13 protein-coding genes are annotated in these 17,991 nt (G+C 40.3%); all 13 read left to right on the top strand.

The annotated features are described in order from the left end of the window. Positions 1-436: 436 nt before the first annotated feature. Entirely contained in the window at positions 437-1,723 is a 1,287-nt protein-coding gene (locus B5J94_RS01440; RefSeq protein ID WP_062500912.1) for a transglycosylase SLT domain-containing protein, read from the top strand. A 21-nt stretch (positions 1,724-1,744) separates the two neighbouring features. Beyond that, a complete protein-coding gene (fghA, locus tag B5J94_RS01435) occupies positions 1,745-2,572 on the top strand; it encodes an S-formylglutathione hydrolase (protein ID WP_062500914.1) in 828 nt (275 codons plus the stop codon). A gap of 205 nt (positions 2,573-2,777) precedes the next feature. Next, entirely contained in the window at positions 2,778-4,127 is a 1,350-nt protein-coding gene (locus B5J94_RS01430; RefSeq protein WP_062500916.1) for a NarK family nitrate/nitrite MFS transporter, read from the top strand. Between the two features lie 1,013 nt (positions 4,128-5,140). Further along, positions 5,141-5,410, top strand: a complete 270-nt coding sequence (locus B5J94_RS01425) for a hypothetical protein (protein WP_062499478.1) — start codon at positions 5,141-5,143, stop codon at positions 5,408-5,410. Between the two features lie 2 nt (positions 5,411-5,412). Then, positions 5,413-5,784 carry a hypothetical protein gene (locus B5J94_RS01420; protein ID WP_062499476.1) on the top strand — a complete coding sequence of 124 codons (372 nt, stop codon included), beginning with the start codon at positions 5,413-5,415 and terminating at the stop codon, positions 5,782-5,784. A gap of 303 nt (positions 5,785-6,087) precedes the next feature. Further along, positions 6,088-9,843 carry a nitrate reductase subunit alpha gene (locus B5J94_RS01415; RefSeq protein ID WP_062499474.1) on the top strand — a complete coding sequence of 1,252 codons (3,756 nt, stop codon included), beginning with the start codon at positions 6,088-6,090 and terminating at the stop codon, positions 9,841-9,843. 132 nt (positions 9,844-9,975) lie between these two features. Beyond that, positions 9,976-11,514: a nitrate reductase subunit beta gene (gene narH, locus B5J94_RS01410; RefSeq protein ID WP_062499472.1), complete on the top strand. Its 1,539-nt coding sequence runs from the start codon at positions 9,976-9,978 to the stop codon at positions 11,512-11,514. A gap of 13 nt (positions 11,515-11,527) precedes the next feature. Next, the gene (narJ, locus tag B5J94_RS01405) at positions 11,528-12,325 is read left to right on the top strand and encodes a nitrate reductase molybdenum cofactor assembly chaperone (protein WP_062499470.1); all 798 of its coding nucleotides are present in this window, start codon (positions 11,528-11,530) and stop codon (positions 12,323-12,325) included. Between the two features lie 8 nt (positions 12,326-12,333). Beyond that, a complete protein-coding gene (gene narI, locus B5J94_RS01400) occupies positions 12,334-13,038 on the top strand; it encodes a respiratory nitrate reductase subunit gamma (RefSeq protein WP_172823663.1) in 705 nt (234 codons plus the stop codon). Positions 13,039-13,310: 272 nt separating this feature from the next. Next, the gene (locus B5J94_RS01395) at positions 13,311-15,110 is read left to right on the top strand and encodes an IucA/IucC family protein (RefSeq protein ID WP_062499466.1); all 1,800 of its coding nucleotides are present in this window, start codon (positions 13,311-13,313) and stop codon (positions 15,108-15,110) included. Further along, complete coding sequence (locus B5J94_RS01390) at positions 15,103-15,648, top strand: SidA/IucD/PvdA family monooxygenase (RefSeq protein ID WP_062499464.1); 546 nt, start codon at positions 15,103-15,105, stop codon at positions 15,646-15,648. The genes B5J94_RS01395 and B5J94_RS01390 overlap by 8 nt, the downstream gene beginning before the upstream one ends. Before the next feature lie 90 nt (positions 15,649-15,738). Continuing rightward, on the top strand, positions 15,739-16,527 hold the full coding sequence (locus B5J94_RS01385) for a SidA/IucD/PvdA family monooxygenase (protein ID WP_079363881.1): 789 nt from the start codon (positions 15,739-15,741) through the stop codon (positions 16,525-16,527). A gap of 13 nt (positions 16,528-16,540) precedes the next feature. Continuing rightward, the coding region (locus B5J94_RS01380) for an IucA/IucC family protein (protein WP_143821871.1) at positions 16,541-17,991 on the top strand (1,451 nt) is incomplete at its 3' end.

Genomic DNA, 17,991 nt, shown 5'->3' with positions numbered 1-17,991 from the left:
TGATTGAACATTTAGCCAAATCGCCTATATTAAGTCTAAGTTTTTTGATTTTAATCCCAATTTACTTTGCTTAAACAGTCATAAAATGCACTCTTTTTATACCAAATAGGGCATTTGATTGGTTAGGCTACTGCGAAGAAACTGCCAAAATTTTAGTTAAACCGTTTGGTTGTTGCGTGATAATGTCCCCTGTGATGATTGGCTAAACTTATCATTATGGGTAAATCAAAGCCACAGGCTTGATGGCGACATCATTATGATTTATCTGTCTTGTCTATTGATGTCAAGTAACCCTAAGCGTAATGGCTTATGAAGTGCTTGAATGCCCATCATAGATGATATGGATATCTAACACAGCAATCGCACCACATATCACTTACATTATGTTGTTTATGATACAAGTCGTGTGGTGTTTACGGTAAGATAGGAGAATATTATGCAAATCATTCGCACCAATAATCACCGATTTTATTATTCATTTTATGCCAATAACCCAGCAGTATTAGATAATAACACCAATCCAAATTTTAAAGCAACAACCTTTAAGCCATTTATCATCCAAAAATCTGCCCTGTGTCTATCAGAACTTAATAAACAAACTCATCAAGGTCTTTTGGGTAAATTCGCCCAAAGGCTAAGCACCACCAATAAGACAGCAACCACACTTGCCAAATGGGCATTGTGTTTGGGGACGGTGTCATTATTTGCTTTGCCTGTCAAGGGTTTTTTGACTCCGACCGTGCCCGTCCCATCATTGACTGCCTTGGAGAGCGTGATACAAAAAGGCGAGATTGTCGTGGCGACCACCAAAAGCGACAGCACCATTTTTAATCACGGCGACATCCAGCATGGCTTTGGTCATGACATCGCCCATCGCTATGCCGATGAGCTTGGTGTCCATCTTAACCTAAAAGTCTATGATAGTGAACAAGAAGCTCTAAATGCCCTACAAATAGGCGATGTGGACAGTCTGTTAGGTGTGGCACAGACGGATGTGGCAGGCGTGCGACTGGCGTGCAATGATGACACAGCAAAAAAAGTATCAAAGCATGGTCTGAACGCCAATATGTCGCTCATGTTTCATGCTAAGGATAACAGCCTAGCACAGCATGCCAAAAACTTTCTGTGCAGTCCTGACGAGCTGGCACTCACAGGCTCTACGGCACGTTTTTATGACCAAACGTTGTTGGCAAATGAGTACAGCGATAAGCACTTTAAAAGAGCGTTAAAACAGCGTCTGCCGTTGTATGAAAATGCCTTTAAACGTGGTGCAAAGGCTCACAACCACGACTGGCAAGTGTTGGCTGCCATCAGCTATCAAGAATCACATCTTGACCCCAATGCCATCTCACGTACGGGCGTTGAGGGGCTCATGATGCTAACCCAAGATACCGCCAAAGCGATGGGCGTGAACAATCGTACCGATGCCATTCAAAGCATCCAAGGCGGTGCTAAATACTTAGAAGTGTTAGAAAAACTCTACATGGACGTGCCAGAATCTGAACGTCTGTGGTTTGTATTGGCATCTTATAACATGGGCCCTAATGCCGTCAAACGCATTCAAAGCGAGCTTAATGCCAAAGGGCGAGATGGCAACAGTTGGATGGAATTTTATGGCTATCTGGCCCAAAATGCCAATAAGAATGGACGATATGTACAATGCATGCATTATGTGGCTAACATTCGTACGTATCTTGAAAGCATGAAAACCATGCAAGTATGATGAACAGTTAAGGAGATTGTCATGAAACACCTAGAAACCTTTCGTATTTTTAATGGTGAACAACAAATTTGGCAGCACGCATCAACTGTGCTAAATTGCCAGATGAAATTTGCCATTTATTTGCCCGATACTGTCAAGACCGAGCGTTTGCCAGTGTTGTATTGGCTGTCGGGCTTGACTTGTACTGAGCAAAATTTCATCACCAAATCAGGCTTCCAGCGTTATGCCGATGAAGAAAACGTCATTGTCGTTGCCCCTGACACCAGCCCACGGGGCGAGAGTGTGGCGGACGATACCGCTTATGATTTGGGGCAAGGGGCGGGATTTTATGTCAATGCCACCCAAGGCAGATGGGCGGAGCATTATCAGATGTATGATTATATTGCGGGTGAGTTGCCAAGCCTGATAAATGAACACTTCCCGACCAATGGCAAACAGTCTATATTTGGGCATTCTATGGGTGGGCATGGTGCATTGATGATTGCCTTTAAAAATGCAGGAAATTATGCCAGTGTTTCAGCATTTTCACCCATTGTTGCCCCAAGTCAGGTTCCGTGGGGACAAAAGGCATTTGGTGCGTATTTGGGCGATGATAAGGCAGATTGGCAAGCGTATGACAGCGTAGCACTTTTGGCAAAATATCGCCCCACGTTACCGATTTTGATTGAGCAGGGCGATAAAGATGCGTTTTTAAGCGAACAACTAAAACCTGAATTATTCTGTCAGATGGCAGATGAATTGGGTGTGGACTATCAATATCATTTGCAAGAGGGTCATGACCATAGTTATTATTTTATTGCCACATTCATTGGTAAACATATCAACTTTCATGCACAGCACCTAAGATGATTATTTAAAAAATAAAAACGTGGTCAAAGATGATGTCAAGACATATCCAAAGAGATAATATGGCTGTCTTTTGTTGGTTGCTTATTGTCTTTATACCCCCAAAGTAGCATTTACGCCATGTTTTATTCATCATTAGGATAAGCGAAAAGTTGCCCAATTCCCCTTAAAATAATCCCAAATCTTAAAATTTCCCTAAGGGGGCAACATGAGTGCAAAAAATGAACTAAAAGGCGGGGGCGTGATTCACGACTGGCGACCCGAAGACGATGAATTTTGGGAAAATGGCGGTAAGCAGACTGCCAGTCGCAACCTATGGATTTCTATTCCTGCTCTACTACTTGGCTTTGCAGTGTGGGTGATTTGGTCGGTGGTGGTTGTGCGTATGCCTGATGCTGGCTTTAATTTTAGCAAAGATGAGTTGTTTTGGCTTACTGCCTTACCTGCTTTATCAGGGGCGACTTTGCGAATTTTTTATTCGTTTATGGTGCCTGTATTTGGTGGACGGCGGTGGACGGCTCTGTCTACGGCAAGCCTGCTTATCCCCATGCTGTGGATGGGATTTGCCCTACAAAACCCCAATACACCATTTAGCGTGTTTGTCATCATTGCTTTATTGTGCGGTTTGGGCGGGGGTAATTTCTCATCTAGTATGTCTAATATCTCGTTTTTTTATCCCAAATCCAAACAGGGTACAGCTCTTGGGCTAAATGCAGGACTTGGCAATTTGGGCGTATCTACCGTGCAATTTGTTGTCCCTGCGGTCATTGGCTTATCAATCATTGGCACAGGCGTTACACTTGACAACGGTAAGAGCTTATATCTGCATAACGCCGCCTTTGTGTGGGTGCCTTTTATTGCATTGATGGCGATATTGGCATGGTTTTTTATGAATGATTTATCTTCTGCCAAAGCATCTTTTAAAGACCAATCCATCATCTTTAAACGCTATCACAACTGGGTCATGTGCATACTGTACTTGGGGACTTTTGGTTCATTTATCGGCTTTTCAGCGGCGTTCCCCATGCTCATCAAGCAATCTTTTGCTGACATTGACCCCTTGAAAGTCGCTTTTTTAGGTCCTTTGGTGGGAGCGATATTCCGTCCTGTTGGTGGCTGGCTTGCTGACAAAATGGGTGGGGCAAGGGTTACGTTTTTTAACTTCATTGTCATGGCAGTAGCAACCGTTGGCGTGATTGTCTTTTTGCCAAAAGATGGCACAGGTGGCAGTTTTGCAGGGTATTTTGCTTGCTTTATGGTGTTGTTCATCACCACGGGCATTGGCAATGGTTCAACCTTTCGCATGATTCCTGTCATTTTTCGCACACTTCACGAACGCAAAAACTCGCCCGACCTTATCAATGTCGCTCGCAAAGAATCGGCGGCGGTGGTTGGGTTTACAGGAGCGTTTGCTGCCTATGGGGGGTTTTTCATCCCTAAGATGTTTGGCTGGTTTGGGGTAAATAGTACGCTTATCATGCTCATCGTCTTTTATGTGATTTGCCTTATGATTACATGGTGGTATTATGGTCGTAAAGGGGCGGAATACCCGTGCTAAGGCTAACCAAAAACGCTACTTTTTAAGTGGCGTTTTTTTGCTGTTTTTTTGCTGTTTTTGTTATAATAAATCTCTTTCCAAACTAAAAATAAACCCTTATAAGTATTGGGGTTGAAGTTTTTAAAAATCCATAAAAATCAGGGTTTGGAAAGAAGTCTAATGCGTTGGTTATAGGCTTTGATGGGCTAAGGTCTTGATAATAAAACCTAGTGTACATCCAAGAAACTTTACAATTACCACAAACGTGATGATGTTTGGATGTAGGGGCGTGCTGTGCACGCCTTGTGCAGTAATGTCATCAAAGGGTGTGCTCAGCACACCCCTACAAACCCGTGGTAAATATCAAGTTGGTTGGGTGTATTAAGGCTTAAAGTGTTGCTATTGCTTTATCTGGGCTGTGGGTTCATTTTTGGAAAATCTATTTGGAGAAAACATGATAAACTTCCTGCAAAACTAGTTTTCCGTTCGCCCTGAGCCTGCCTGCGGGTAGGAAAACCGTTATGGGCAGGCATAGCTCACCACGAACGGTTTTCTTTAATTTGGGGTTTTGCAGGAAGTCTGATGAAAAACAATACAGATATAGAAAAAATTGATAAATATTTAATGCTACTTTTTTATTTTGGCGTTGTTGTCATCATTTCTAGTCTTGTATTAACATGCTATTATTATTTTAAAGTAGATTTTGATTACATGATAAAAAAGTGAAGCTCATTTAATTTTGGGTTTGTTTATTTTAATGGCTTTAAAGGCTATATAAAAAAATGGCAGAAATATTTTTCTGAAAATGATTATTCTAGCTTCCAGATGGAGAAAACCAAAAAGCTATTTAATGTCTTTGCTATTTTGTATCCACTAATACTAGTTGTTGTGATAATATTTAATGATTTTTTTAAATAATCTTGTAACCCAACCTAAAATTTAATTTTGCTATTTTCTTTTTAAACGATTGTGCTATAATAAAATCTGTGTGAAAGCACAGTTGTTTTGTCATCAATTTACGCCTTGGAGCCATTATGAAACGCCTACTATTACCCGCATTGCCACTAACTGCCATGCCTGCCGTTGCAGGTGATTGGACGCCTTTGTTAAAGGGTCTAAAACAAGACTGCAATTACGGAGAAGAGATTTATCAGTTGTTAAATAAAGAGAAAAACATACCAAAAAATCTAAAAGCAGACGTCATTAAGCATGATACGATTTATAAGAGATACGATAATGACAAGGTAGTTAGCAAAAATATTGCGACCAGCATGAAGCTACCTGTTATAGTAAAACAACTCTAACATTGAAGAATGCAACTGCTTTTGGGCAGCCCATTCAGGAGATTTATAAGGTTACTGGATGGGAAGATAGTGAATTTGGTCTAAAATTTTCAAATAAAGATTTTGCAAAGATTTTACCTAGTTTTTCGTTTAATGCCCAAGAATACAATGAGATGAAATCTTACAAAATCAAAGGCGGAGATTTGTTGTTGGTGGTGTATGACATGGAAAATGAACGAACATTAGAATTGCCATATCAAGATATAAACAAATATTCTAATGAAAATAGATACACTAAAATAATCCAAAGTAGCCCTAATGGTGTTAAGTATGAAGGCTTCTATTTTGATGTAAATAGAAAAGGCAGAACACTAGCTTGTGGTTCGTATGTCTGATGATGAGTTGTTGGTGGTAAAAATCTGCTGACTGATGGGTTTGTGTAAGTGATAAATCAAATTTTAAGGTTTATCACTCAACTTGTTAATTTTTCCTTAACTTAACCTGTAAGCTGGTATTGATATAAAGTATTGAAAATTGATATTTATCATCAATAAAATCCAACCCCACATCACGCCTACCCCCTTAGTATTATCCCCCTAGCCGTCAAGTTAATACCTTAATTTGGCGGTTTTCTTTATAGTAAGCTCATCAATTTAGCCAAAAACTTTTTAAGTTTAGCCAACCCACAAGGGGGATTTATGAGCCATTTATTAGACCAATTCCGTTTTTTTAAGAAAAAAACGGGCGAATACGCTGACGGACACGGCGAGATTCGTGATGAAAACCGTGATTGGGAGAACAGCTACCGCAGTCGTTGGCAGTTTGACAAAGTCGTCCGCTCAACCCATGGCGTGAACTGTACAGGCTCATGCTCATGGAAAATCTATGTTAAAAACGGACTGGTAACGTGGGAGACTCAGCAAACCGACTACCCACGCACTCGCCCAGACCTGCCCAACCACGAACCCCGTGGCTGTCCCCGTGGTGCGTCTTATAGTTGGTATATGTACTCTGCCAACCGTGTCAAATACCCCAAAGTGCGTAAGCCCTTATTAAAGCTATGGCGTGAAGCCAAGTCAGTCCACAAAAACCCTGTGGACGCATGGGCAAGTATCGTAACTGACCCAGCTAAGACCGAACAATATAAATCCAAGCGTGGCATGGGGGGCTTTGTTCGTTCATCATGGAATGAAGTGGTGGAAATCATCGCCGCCGCCAACATCTACACCGCCAAGACCTTTGGTCCTGACCGCATCATCGGGTTTTCACCCATTCCTGCCATGAGTATGATAAGCTACGCCGCTGGCTCTCGCTATTTGTCGCTTATTGGCGGGGTGTGTTTGTCGTTTTATGATTGGTATTGCGACTTACCGCCAGCGTCCCCGATGACATGGGGCGAGCAGACAGACGTGCCAGAAGCTGCCGATTGGTACAACTCTGACTACATCATCGCATGGGGGTCAAACGTGCCCCAAACCCGTACCCCTGACGCTCACTTTTTTACCGAAGTGCGTTACAAAGGCACAAAAACAGTTGCCATCACACCTGACTATGCCGAGATTGCCAAGCTGTGCGACCTATGGCTAAACCCAAAACAAGGCACAGATGCAGCTCTTGCTCAGGCGTTTTGTCATGTGATTATCAAAGAATTTTATCTAAAAAATCCAAGTGCCTATTTTATCGATTATGCCAAACGCTATACCGATTTGCCCATGCTTGTCATGGTAGAGGGTGAAGGGCAGTCAGCACGAGCAGGGCGTTTTTTACGTGCATCTGACTTAGTGGATAACCTAGGTCAAGACAACAACCCTGAATGGAAAACCATCGCCGTCAATGACAATGGTGAACTTGTGTCGCCTTATGGAGCAATTGGTTACCGTTGGGGTGAGAGTGGTCGTTGGAATTTAGAGAATAAAGAGGGTACAAATAATACAGACGTAAACCTAAGCCTAACTCTAAAAGGCTCAGGTGAGATAACAACCGTTGGTATGGATTACTTTGGCGGTGATGAACATCCTTACTTTACCGCAGCCCAAGGTGACAGCATCCAGTATAAAAACGTGCCTTGCAAGTCTTTGGTGTTGGCAGATGGTAAGACGGTCAAAGTGGTTACGGTGTTTGATTTAATGCTTGCCAGCCTAGGTGTGGATAATGGCGTAGGTAACCAACATGTAACGGATGATTATAATGATGAAACCGTGGCAGGCACACCCGCCTGGCAAGAGAAAATCACAGGCGTCAGCCGTGAAAAAGTCATCCAAATCGCTCGTGAATTTGCTGAAAATGCCGATAAGACACATGGCAAATCCATGATCATCATCGGAGCGGGGGTAAACCATTGGTATCACATGGACATGAACTACCGTGGTGCCATCAACATGCTGATGCTTTGTGGCTGTATCGGTCAGTCAGGTGGTGGTTGGTCTCATTATGTTGGTCAAGAAAAACTAAGACCGCAGACAGGTTGGGCACCTGTTGCCTTTGCCCTAGACTGGCACAGACCGCCACGCCACATGAATGGCACGAGCTTTTTTTATAATCACAGCTCACAATGGCGACATGAGAAAGTCTCTGCCCATGATATTTTATCAGCACATGCCAATAAATCGCATTTTCCTGAACACATGCTAGATTATAATGTGCGTGCCGAGCGTGCAGGTTGGTTGCCATCTGCTCCACAGCTTAATGTGAATCCCTTAGAACTTGGTCGTCTTGCTAAGTCGTCAGGGCAAGACATTGAGAGTTATGTTGTGGATAATTTGGCAAGTGGCAAAGTGCGTTTTGCTGCCGAGTCGCCTGATAATCCAGCCAACTTTCCACGTAATCTATTTATTTGGCGTTCAAACTTGCTTGGTTCATCAGGCAAGGGGCATGAATATATGCTTCATTACCTGCTAGGCACTAAGCATGGTATTTTGGGTGAGGAGACCATTCATGATGGCATTCGCCCAACTGAGATTGACTTTGAACCAAATGGGGCAACGGGCAAACTTGACCTTGTTACCACGCTTGATTTTAGAATGTCATCCACTTGCTTGTACTCGGACATCGTACTACCAACCGCCACATGGTATGAAAAAGATGATTTAAACACCTCTGACATGCACCCTTTTATTCACCCCTTGACAGCCGCTACCGACCCTGCGTGGGAGTCTAAGACAGACTGGGAAATCTACAAACTCATCGCCAAAAAATTCTCCGAGTTGTCTGTTGGTCATCTTGGTGTGGAGACAGATATTGTAACCCTACCCATGCAACACGATAGCGAGGGTGAACTTGCCCAGCCCTTTGGTGGTACCGACTGGAAGACCCAAGGCGTACGTCCAGTTCCTGGCAAAAACTGCCCACACATCAAGGTTGTGGAACGTGATTATCCATCCACCTATGCCAAATTTACATCGCTAGGCACACTCATGGACAAACTGGGTAATGGCTCAAAAGGCATTACATGGGATACCAAAGAAGAGATTAAGCTATTAGGTGATCTTAACTACACCGTTACCGAAGATAACGTGGCCTATGGTCGCCCACGCATAAACACCGCCGTGGATGCTGCTGAGACCGTGCTGATGCTTGCTCCTGAGACCAACGGACATGTTGCGGTCAAAGCATGGGCAGATTTGTCAAGTAACACAGGGCGAGATCATACGCACCTTGCCAAATCCTCCGAACATGAAAAAATCCGTTTTCGTGATATTGTCGCCCAGCCCCGTAAGATTATCTCATCACCAACGTGGTCGGGACTGGAATCTGACAAGGTGAGTTATAACGCAGGGTATACCAACGTACATGAACTCATCCCTTGGCGTACCATTACAGGTCGCCAACAGTTCTATCAAGACCATCCTTGGATGCAGGCATTTGGCGAGCAGTTACAGCAGTACCGCCCACCGATTGACACCAGAACCACAGACGAGTTAAAACGCTATCAGTCCAACGGCAACAAAGAGATTGTGCTTAACTTTTTGACACCACATCAAAAATGGGGGATTCACAGTACTTATTCAGAGAATCTATTGATGCTGACCTTAGGTCGTGGTGGGCCTATCGTGTGGATGAGTGAGATTGATGCCAAAAAAGCAGGCATTGAAGATAACGATTGGATTGAGGTCTTTAACCATAACGGTGCCATCACCGCTCGTGCTGTTGTCTCACAACGTGTCAAAGAGGGCATGACCATGATGTATCACGCCCAAGAAAAACTGGTTAATATCCCAGGTTCTGAAAATTCAGGCACTCGTGGCGGCATTCACAACTCAGTTACCCGAGCAATCCTAAAACCTACGCACATGATTGGCGGTTATGCTCATCAAGCGTACGGCTTTAACTACTATGGTACGGTTGGCTGTAACCGTGATGAGTTTGTCGTCGTGCGTAAGATGGCAAATATTGACTGGCTAGAAGGTAAACCTGATGACAGTCTGCCAGCTCCATTGCCTACTACTTTGGACTGATAAACCGCCAAGTTTATCCCTTTTGGTAGGATAGCAAGCCTTTGACAAAAGGGGTAAACTAAACCAAATTTTGACCTACCGATGTTCTTTAAATGTTAATAATTTATAAGAACTAGGCATAAGGGGAAACCTATGAAAATTCGCTCACAAATTGGCATGGTGCTAAACCTTGATAAATGTATCGGTTGCCACACCTGTTCTGTTACTTGCAAAAATGTTTGGACAAGCCGTGAGGGTATGGAATATGCGTGGTTTAACAACGTAGAATCCAAGCCCGGTATCGGCTATCCCAAAGAATGGGAAAACCAAGAAAAATGGCGAGGTGGCTGGATTCGTAACGCCAACGGTTCTATCAACCCAAGAATTGGGGGTAAGTTCCGTGTGCTTGCAAATATCTTTGCCAACCCTGACCTGCCAACCCTTGATGATTATTATGAGCCATTTGATTTTGATTATCAGCATCTACACACCGCCCCACTAGGAGATCATCAGCCCATTGCTCGCCCACGCTCTCTTATCACAGGTAAGCGTATGCAAAAAATTGAATGGGGGCCTAACTGGGAGGAAATTCTAGGTTCTGAATTTGCCAAACGTCGTGCCGATAAGAACTTTGACCAGATTCAAGCTGACATTTATGGCGAATACGAAAACACCTTTATGATGTACCTGCCACGTTTGTGTGAACACTGCCTAAACCCAACGTGCGTGGCATCTTGCCCATCAGGAGCCATCTATAAGCGTGAAGAAGATGGCATTGTACTTATTGACCAAGACAAATGCCGTGGCTGGCGTATGTGTATCTCAGGTTGTCCTTATAAGAAAATCTATTATAACTGGAAATCGGGCAAATCTGAAAAATGTATTTTCTGCTACCCACGTATTGAATCGGGTCAGCCAACCATCTGCTCTGAAACCTGTGTTGGACGTATTCGCTATCTTGGTGTGCTATTGTATGATGCTGATAAAATCAAAGAAGCTGCCAGCACTCCAAATGAAAAAGATCTGTACAAAGCCCAGCTTGATGTGTTCTTAGACCCCAATGACCCTGCCGTCATTGAGCAAGCTTTAAAAGATGGCGTACCCATGAGCGTCATTGAATCCGCCCAAAAATCACCTGTATACAAACTGGCAATGGATTGGCAACTTGCCCTGCCTTTGCATCCAGAATACCGCACCTTACCGATGGTATGGTATGTGCCACCGCTATCGCCAATCCAAAACGCCGCCGAAGCGGGCAAAGTAGGCATGGACGGGCTTATCCCTGATGTTGATAGCCTGCGTATCCCTGTCAAATATTTGGCAAACATGCTGACAGCAGGCGATGAAGCCCCCATCAAACTTGCTCTAAAACGTCTGCTTGCCATGCGTTCTTATAAGCGTATGCAACTTGTGGATAAGGTTGAGAGTCAAGCGGTTCTCGATGAGGTGGGTCTAAGCAAACATCAAGTAGAAGAGATGTATCGCTATTTGGCAATCGCTAACTACGAAGATCGTTTTGTCATCCCAACGGCTCACCGTGAAGAGGCATTGTCTGATGCTTTTGCTGACAGAAATGGCTGTGGTTTTACCTTTGGTAATGGCTGCACAGGTAATAATGACGTCAGTATGTTCGGTCAACGCAAATCCAATCGTCGTGAGATGATAGAGACTGTGCAGACGTGGGAGCATTGATGTGGAGAGTGATATGAATCATCTTGATTTTAAATTACTAAAAGTGATAAGCCTGCTGATGGATTATCCATCTGATGAGCTGTTTGCTGATGATACTTTAAATGCGTGCAAGGACATTGTGGCAACATCAACACTCATCAGTCCCAATGTTCGCCATGAAATTAATGTCTTTATTGATGAGTTATCAAGCAAAGGGGCGATTGAGGCTCAGTCGGTCTATGACAGCTTGTTTGAACGCGGGCGTTCGTTGTCTCTTTGGTTGTTTGAACACGTACATGGTGAGAGCCGAGACCGTGGGCAAGCGATGGTTGATTTGATGGGGCAGTATGAGCAGGCAGGTTTTGCCATTGATGTTAAAGAATTGCCTGACTATTTACCCATGTATTTAGAATTTTTGTCTTATAAAGCTGGCATGGCAGATGATATTGAGATTCGCATGGACATTGCTGATGTTAGTCATATCATCGCCTTGCTTGGGGCAAGACTTGTGGACAAGAACAGCGACTATGCTGGGCTGTTTAAAGCATTACTACAAATCGCAGGTAAGCCTTTGACCATCATTGATGAAGAGCTTGCCAAGATGGGCAAAGAAAAAGTTGATGATACAACTTTTGATGCCATTGATAAGGAATGGGAAGAAGAAGCCGTGGACTTTTTGGCGGCTAAACAAGAAGAGCGTTGTCCATCAAGCCAAACCGATGTCCGCATCGCTGAGACCTTAGCAAGACAAGCCCAAAATGAGAGCGAAATCCCTGTGCATTGGGTAGATTTTAAAACCAATAAAACCGTTAGCCAAGGAGTGTTATCATGATAACCGCAATCACAGCAACGACCCCCGAAAACTGGCTCCATGTCTTTTTGTTCGGTATTTATCCTTACATCGCTTTGACGGTATGTATTTTGGGATGTTGGGCAAGATTTGACCTATCGCAGTACACATGGCGTGCAGGGTCAAGCCAAATGCTAAACGACAAGGGAATGCGTGTGGCGAGCAACTTATTCCATGTTGGCATTCTTGTGGTACTGTTGGGGCATTTCTTTGGCATGCTAACCCCCCATTTTGTCTATGAACGTATCATCACCGCTCCCCAAAAACAACTCCTTGCAGTCATCGTAGGCGGTATTGCAGGTGTGATGTGTCTTGTAGGATTGCTTATGCTGATTTGGCGACGTTTTACCGATCCACGAGTGAGCCATACGTCTACATTTAGCGATAAAATGTTACTTGTTATCATTTTGGTGCAGTTGCTTATGGGACTTGGTACGATTTTTTCATATCCGCATCATAAAGATGGCGCATTGATGGTATCGCTTGCAGGTTGGGCTCAAAACCTTGCCATCTTACGACCTGTTTATGCAGCGTCTTTGGTAGAGGATGCAGGTCTGATTTATAAGTTGCACATGTTCTTAGGAACAACGCTGATTCTGCTTGTGCCATTTACTCGTCTTATCCACATCATCTCCGCACCGATTTGGTATTTGGGCAGACGTTATCAGATTGTCCGCCATAAGACATCACAGTAACCTGCCTGATTTTAAAAACCATTTTCTCGGTTTTTGCCACAAACATCGCCCTAATGTTTGTGGTTTTTTTATTTTATAACTTATTGATTTTTATAGTAATTTAAAAAATTAATTCTAAAACTGTGCAATATTCACAAGTCCAATATAGAGTGTTTAGCCCTAATTTGGAGAGACTTAACGGTGAAATTAACATGAAATTTGATAAAATATATTGACAATAATAATAATTATTATTATAATTTTATCAATTATAGTACGAGGAGCTTTGTTTTATGCCTAACAAACAAAGAGATATTGAGCGATTGTCAATACAAAATCTTATAAACGCCTACTGTATTGAAACCAGTCGCTTTAAAATTTTACAATCAAGCGAACAAAGCGACATTTGTCGAGGATGTTGTGAAGGACACTCTGCCCTGTCTTTGTTTTTAGAACCCTTAAAAGTCCGTATAGTTGTTCCATTGCTATTTGTCAGTGTGCTAGGACATCATCAAACTTTTGATAAAATATATATTGAACAAGCTGATGGTTTTGTAGAGACTAACTCTTTAATGCTGGCAAATTTATTGTTACAAGATATGCTATATTGGCATTCAGATAAAGAAAGTATAAACATCAACAGTGTGTTGTTAAGATGGATGGATAGTTCAGAAAAATTGCAGGTAATTCTTGATAGTCGACAACAAAAAATTGACAGCATATTTAAAAGAAAAAAACTTAATTTTGTTGATACGGAGCAAGCTCTATTCTGTGGGCATGCCATGCACCCTACTCCGAAAAACAGAATTGGTTTTGATGATGTGCAATGGAAAAATTTTTCACCAGAAACTAATGGTTGCTTTAAGTTGCATTATTGGCTGGTTGAATCAAGTATTTACGTTGAAGAATCAGAGAGTGGTCTGATATTAGAAAGGATAAAAAGTGATATTTTAAATGAAATTAAAATTCAAAAAGAATATGAATCAAAAGATTATAATAACTTTAGGTTGATTATATTACATCCTTGGCAGGCGAAATATTTACAACAAAAAGATATTTATAAAAAATTATTAACAGAAGAAAAATTAATAGATTTAGGTCAAATGGGAGATGATTATTATGCCACCACATCAGTTCGTACGGTTGTAAACTTAAATAGGGAGTGGATGTTTAAATTATCTTTATCTGTTGCAATCACAAATTCAGTACGCATAAATTTACCGAAAGAAGGTCGTAGGGGTTTGTTGGCTAATAAAATTTGGCACAGTCAGTTTGGAGAAAATATAAAAAATTCATACCCAATGTTTGATGTTGTTAATGATTCTGCTTGGAATGGGGTAATTGCAGATGGAAAAATTATAAATGAAACCATTTGCATTATTAGAAATAATCCTTTTAATGAAGAAGGTAACATTACAAATTTGGCAACGTTATGTCAAGATCATCCATTCCAAAAGAAAAATCGCCTATATCACATTATCAAAAATATTAGAGGTAGTCAAAAAGAATTTGGTGTCTGCTTAAGAGAAATTAGTCACAAATGGTTTGAAGAATTTTTGAAAATTTCACTAATTCCCATGATTGATATGTATCATAATTATGGCATGGTTTTTGAGGCTCATCAACAGAATTGTCTCATAGAAATAAGAGATAATTTCCCTTATAAATTTTGGGTAAGAGATAATCAAAGCTTTGGATATGTTACTGATTATGCAGATGAATTGATAGATGAGTATACAGATCTTATTGCCAGAGCAAAGTGTGTTGTTTCTATTGATTTTGCTAATAGTCGATTTATATATTATTTTATTGGAAATACGGTTTTTTCGCTAATTAGCAGTATTGCAAAAACTGGATTTTCAACAGAAGAAAATCTTCTCAATATACTACGGGAGTATATTGAGAATCTGTTGAAAAAGTATCCAAATAGTAAGCTACTAAATACTTTGTTGTTTAGTAATCAATTACCCTACAAAGGAAATTTGTTGACTCGCTTACACGATTTGGATGAACTGGTTGCACCAGTAGAGACCCAATCTATTTATGTAAAGATAAAGAATCCTATAAAGCACAAAGAGGTAAACCATGTTTGATATCATAGGTATTGGTATAGGGCCATTTAACTTAAGCTTGGCAAGTTTGCTAAACCATAAAGATTGTCATTTAAAAACAGTATTTTTCGATAAAAAAGAAAAATTCATATGGCATCAAGGAATGTTAATGCCTGATACCACACTACAAGTTCCGTTTTTAGCTGATTTGGTAACAATGGTAGACCCAACAAACAAGTACAGTTTTCTTAATTACTTGCAAGAAAAACAAAGGTTGTTTCAATTTTACTTTAAAGAGTCTTTTTTCCTACCAAGAATTGAGTATAATAATTATTGCCAATGGGTATGCAGTCAATTAGAAAATTTAAATTTTGGCTGTTTAGTAAAACAGATTCTTCCTATTAATAAAGGATTTAATGTTATTATTGAATGTGATGGGAAAATTAAAAATTATGAGTGTAAAAATTTAGTTATTGGCATAGGAACTTCTCCAAATATTCCCGATTGTACAAAAAATATTGTGAAAAATTTAGAAAATCAGTGCTTCCATTCATCGGATTTTATGAAAAATTTTGGGTAGTGGTATAAAAAGTATGCCAAACTAGGTTTTCCGTTCGCCCTGAGCCATGCCTGCGGGTCGGAAAACCGTCATGGGCAGGCATGGCTCACCATGAACGGTTTTCTTAATAGCATACTTTTTGAACCAGAACCAAATTTTGATGAACTTTTAAAGAAGAAAAAACCCGATATTATTTTGGTTGGTTCTGGGCAATCAGCTGGCGAGATTTTTTATAAATTAATTCAAAATGATTTTAATAATATTCATTGGGTTACTGATGATGAGGGATTTTTTCCCATGGAGTATACGCCATTAGCTTTAGAGCATTTTAGCCCAGACTATATGGATTTTTTTTACAGCCTATCAGAAGAAGCAAGAAAAAATTTATTGAAAAAACAAGATTTTTTATATAAAGGAATTAATTCAAACTTACTAAAAAATATTTACAGCATGCTTTATCAAAAAATAATTTTGAATAATGAAAAATCAATAAAATTAAATTCAAATTTAAAACTAATACAAACTTGTCAGAATCAAGGAAAGATTTGTTGTGATTTTGTACATAATTATACAAATACTTCGTCAAAAATAAGTGCTGATTATGTTATTTTGGCTACTGGATATCAGCAAGCGTCACTGGATTTTATGTCAGAATTAGATCCTTGTATCAAAAAACAACCTTGTGGTAGTTATGATATTGATCGAAATTATGAGGTAAATTACCAACACCCTAATGGTATGGGGAGAATTTTTGTGCAGAATATGGGACTTTGTACTCATGGAGTTGGGACGCCAGATTTAGGATTGAGCGCTCATCGCTCAGCAACCATAATCAATCGGATTTTGGATAAAGAGTTTTATAAGCTAAGTAGAAACAATATTTTATCAAATTTTTCATAGATGAGGTTTTGCAATGAATACATCCAATGCTTATCATTTAAATATAGAGTTGTCGCAATTAAAAAGCGCTGGTCAGTCTTTGATGAAGATTGCTATATCTGAGCTGCTTTACGAAGAAATTATTAGACCAACAAAAGTGGAATATTTGCCAGAAAACAAGCAAAGAATGTTATTTGTTTTTGATAAAATTAATTTGGAAGTAATTATCAAACCAAAGAAATTTGGTGGCTTTATCGTCTACTCTATTAATGACAAAAAAACAGGTGATTCTTTTTATAATCTAACCGATTTTTTTGTTGAGTTGTGTGAAAGTCTGAATATGGATAATGGCACAAAAGCTTATATGGTAAAGGAAATTAATCATACTTGGTTGGCGGAGGCTCATTTATACACAAAGCATGGCTTAACAAGTGAAGCGTTATCAAATCTTAGTGGGTCAGTTGTTGACTCGGCTTTACGTGGACATCCTTGGATTGTTATGGGAAAAGGTCGCCTCGGTTTTGGCTATGAGGATTATAAACAGTATGTTCCAGAGGTTGCTATTGCAAGAAAACTTCCTTGGTTTGCTGTTCATAAAAGTCTTGCGGTACTCTCATTAATTCAAGGGCTAACTTGTGATTGCATTTATAAAAAGACGTTGGGGGAAGGTCAGTATAAATCTTTTAAAAACATTTTGATGAATAAAGGATTGGACAGTCAAGAATATTTATTTTTACCAATACATCCTTGGCAATGGTCAAATTGGATTAGCTTAAATTATGCACTTGAAATCTCTGAACAAAAATTACTGTTTTTAGAAATGTCTAATCATGAGTATTTACCTTTACAGTCTATTCGAACTTTTTCAGATATGACTGATAAAACAGCATATCACATTAAACTACCACTTAGTATTTTAAATACAGCAGTATATCGTGGCTTGCCAAACAAGCGTAATTTTTTTGCTCCGCAAATCAGTGAATGGCTGTTGAGAATACTTAAAAACGACCAACAATTGCAAGAAACCGGTGTTGTTCTATTGGGAGAGTTAGCAACAGTTACTGTAAAACAGCCCGCCTTTGATAAATTAAGCTCTCCACCTTATCAATTTACGGAATTACTGGGTTGTTTGTGGCGAGATAGTGTTGAAAATTACATCACTGATAATCAAAAAGTTATCTCTCAAGCTGCACTTATTCATAAAGATAGACATGATGATTTTTTGTTGCCACATTTAATCCATCGGTCGGGTCTTACGGTTGTTGAGTGGCTAAAAAAATTCTTTAAAGTTTGTGTAACACCATTATTGTATTGGTTGTATCGTTATGGAATTGTATTTTCGCCACATGGTGAAAATAGTCTATTGATACATGAGAATGGCATACCGATAAAAATGGTTTTAAAGGATTTTGTGGATGATATTAATTTAGTTGATGACACTTTTTTTGAACAAGAGCCTAAACCAAAAGTGAACCGCACCCCAAA

Source organism: Moraxella lacunata, from assembly GCF_002027545.1.
Classification (GTDB): Bacteria; Pseudomonadota; Gammaproteobacteria; order Pseudomonadales; family Moraxellaceae; genus Moraxella; species Moraxella lacunata.
The sequence above is the reverse complement of the archived record's forward strand: the minus strand, read 5'-3'. Positions and strand labels throughout refer to the sequence as shown.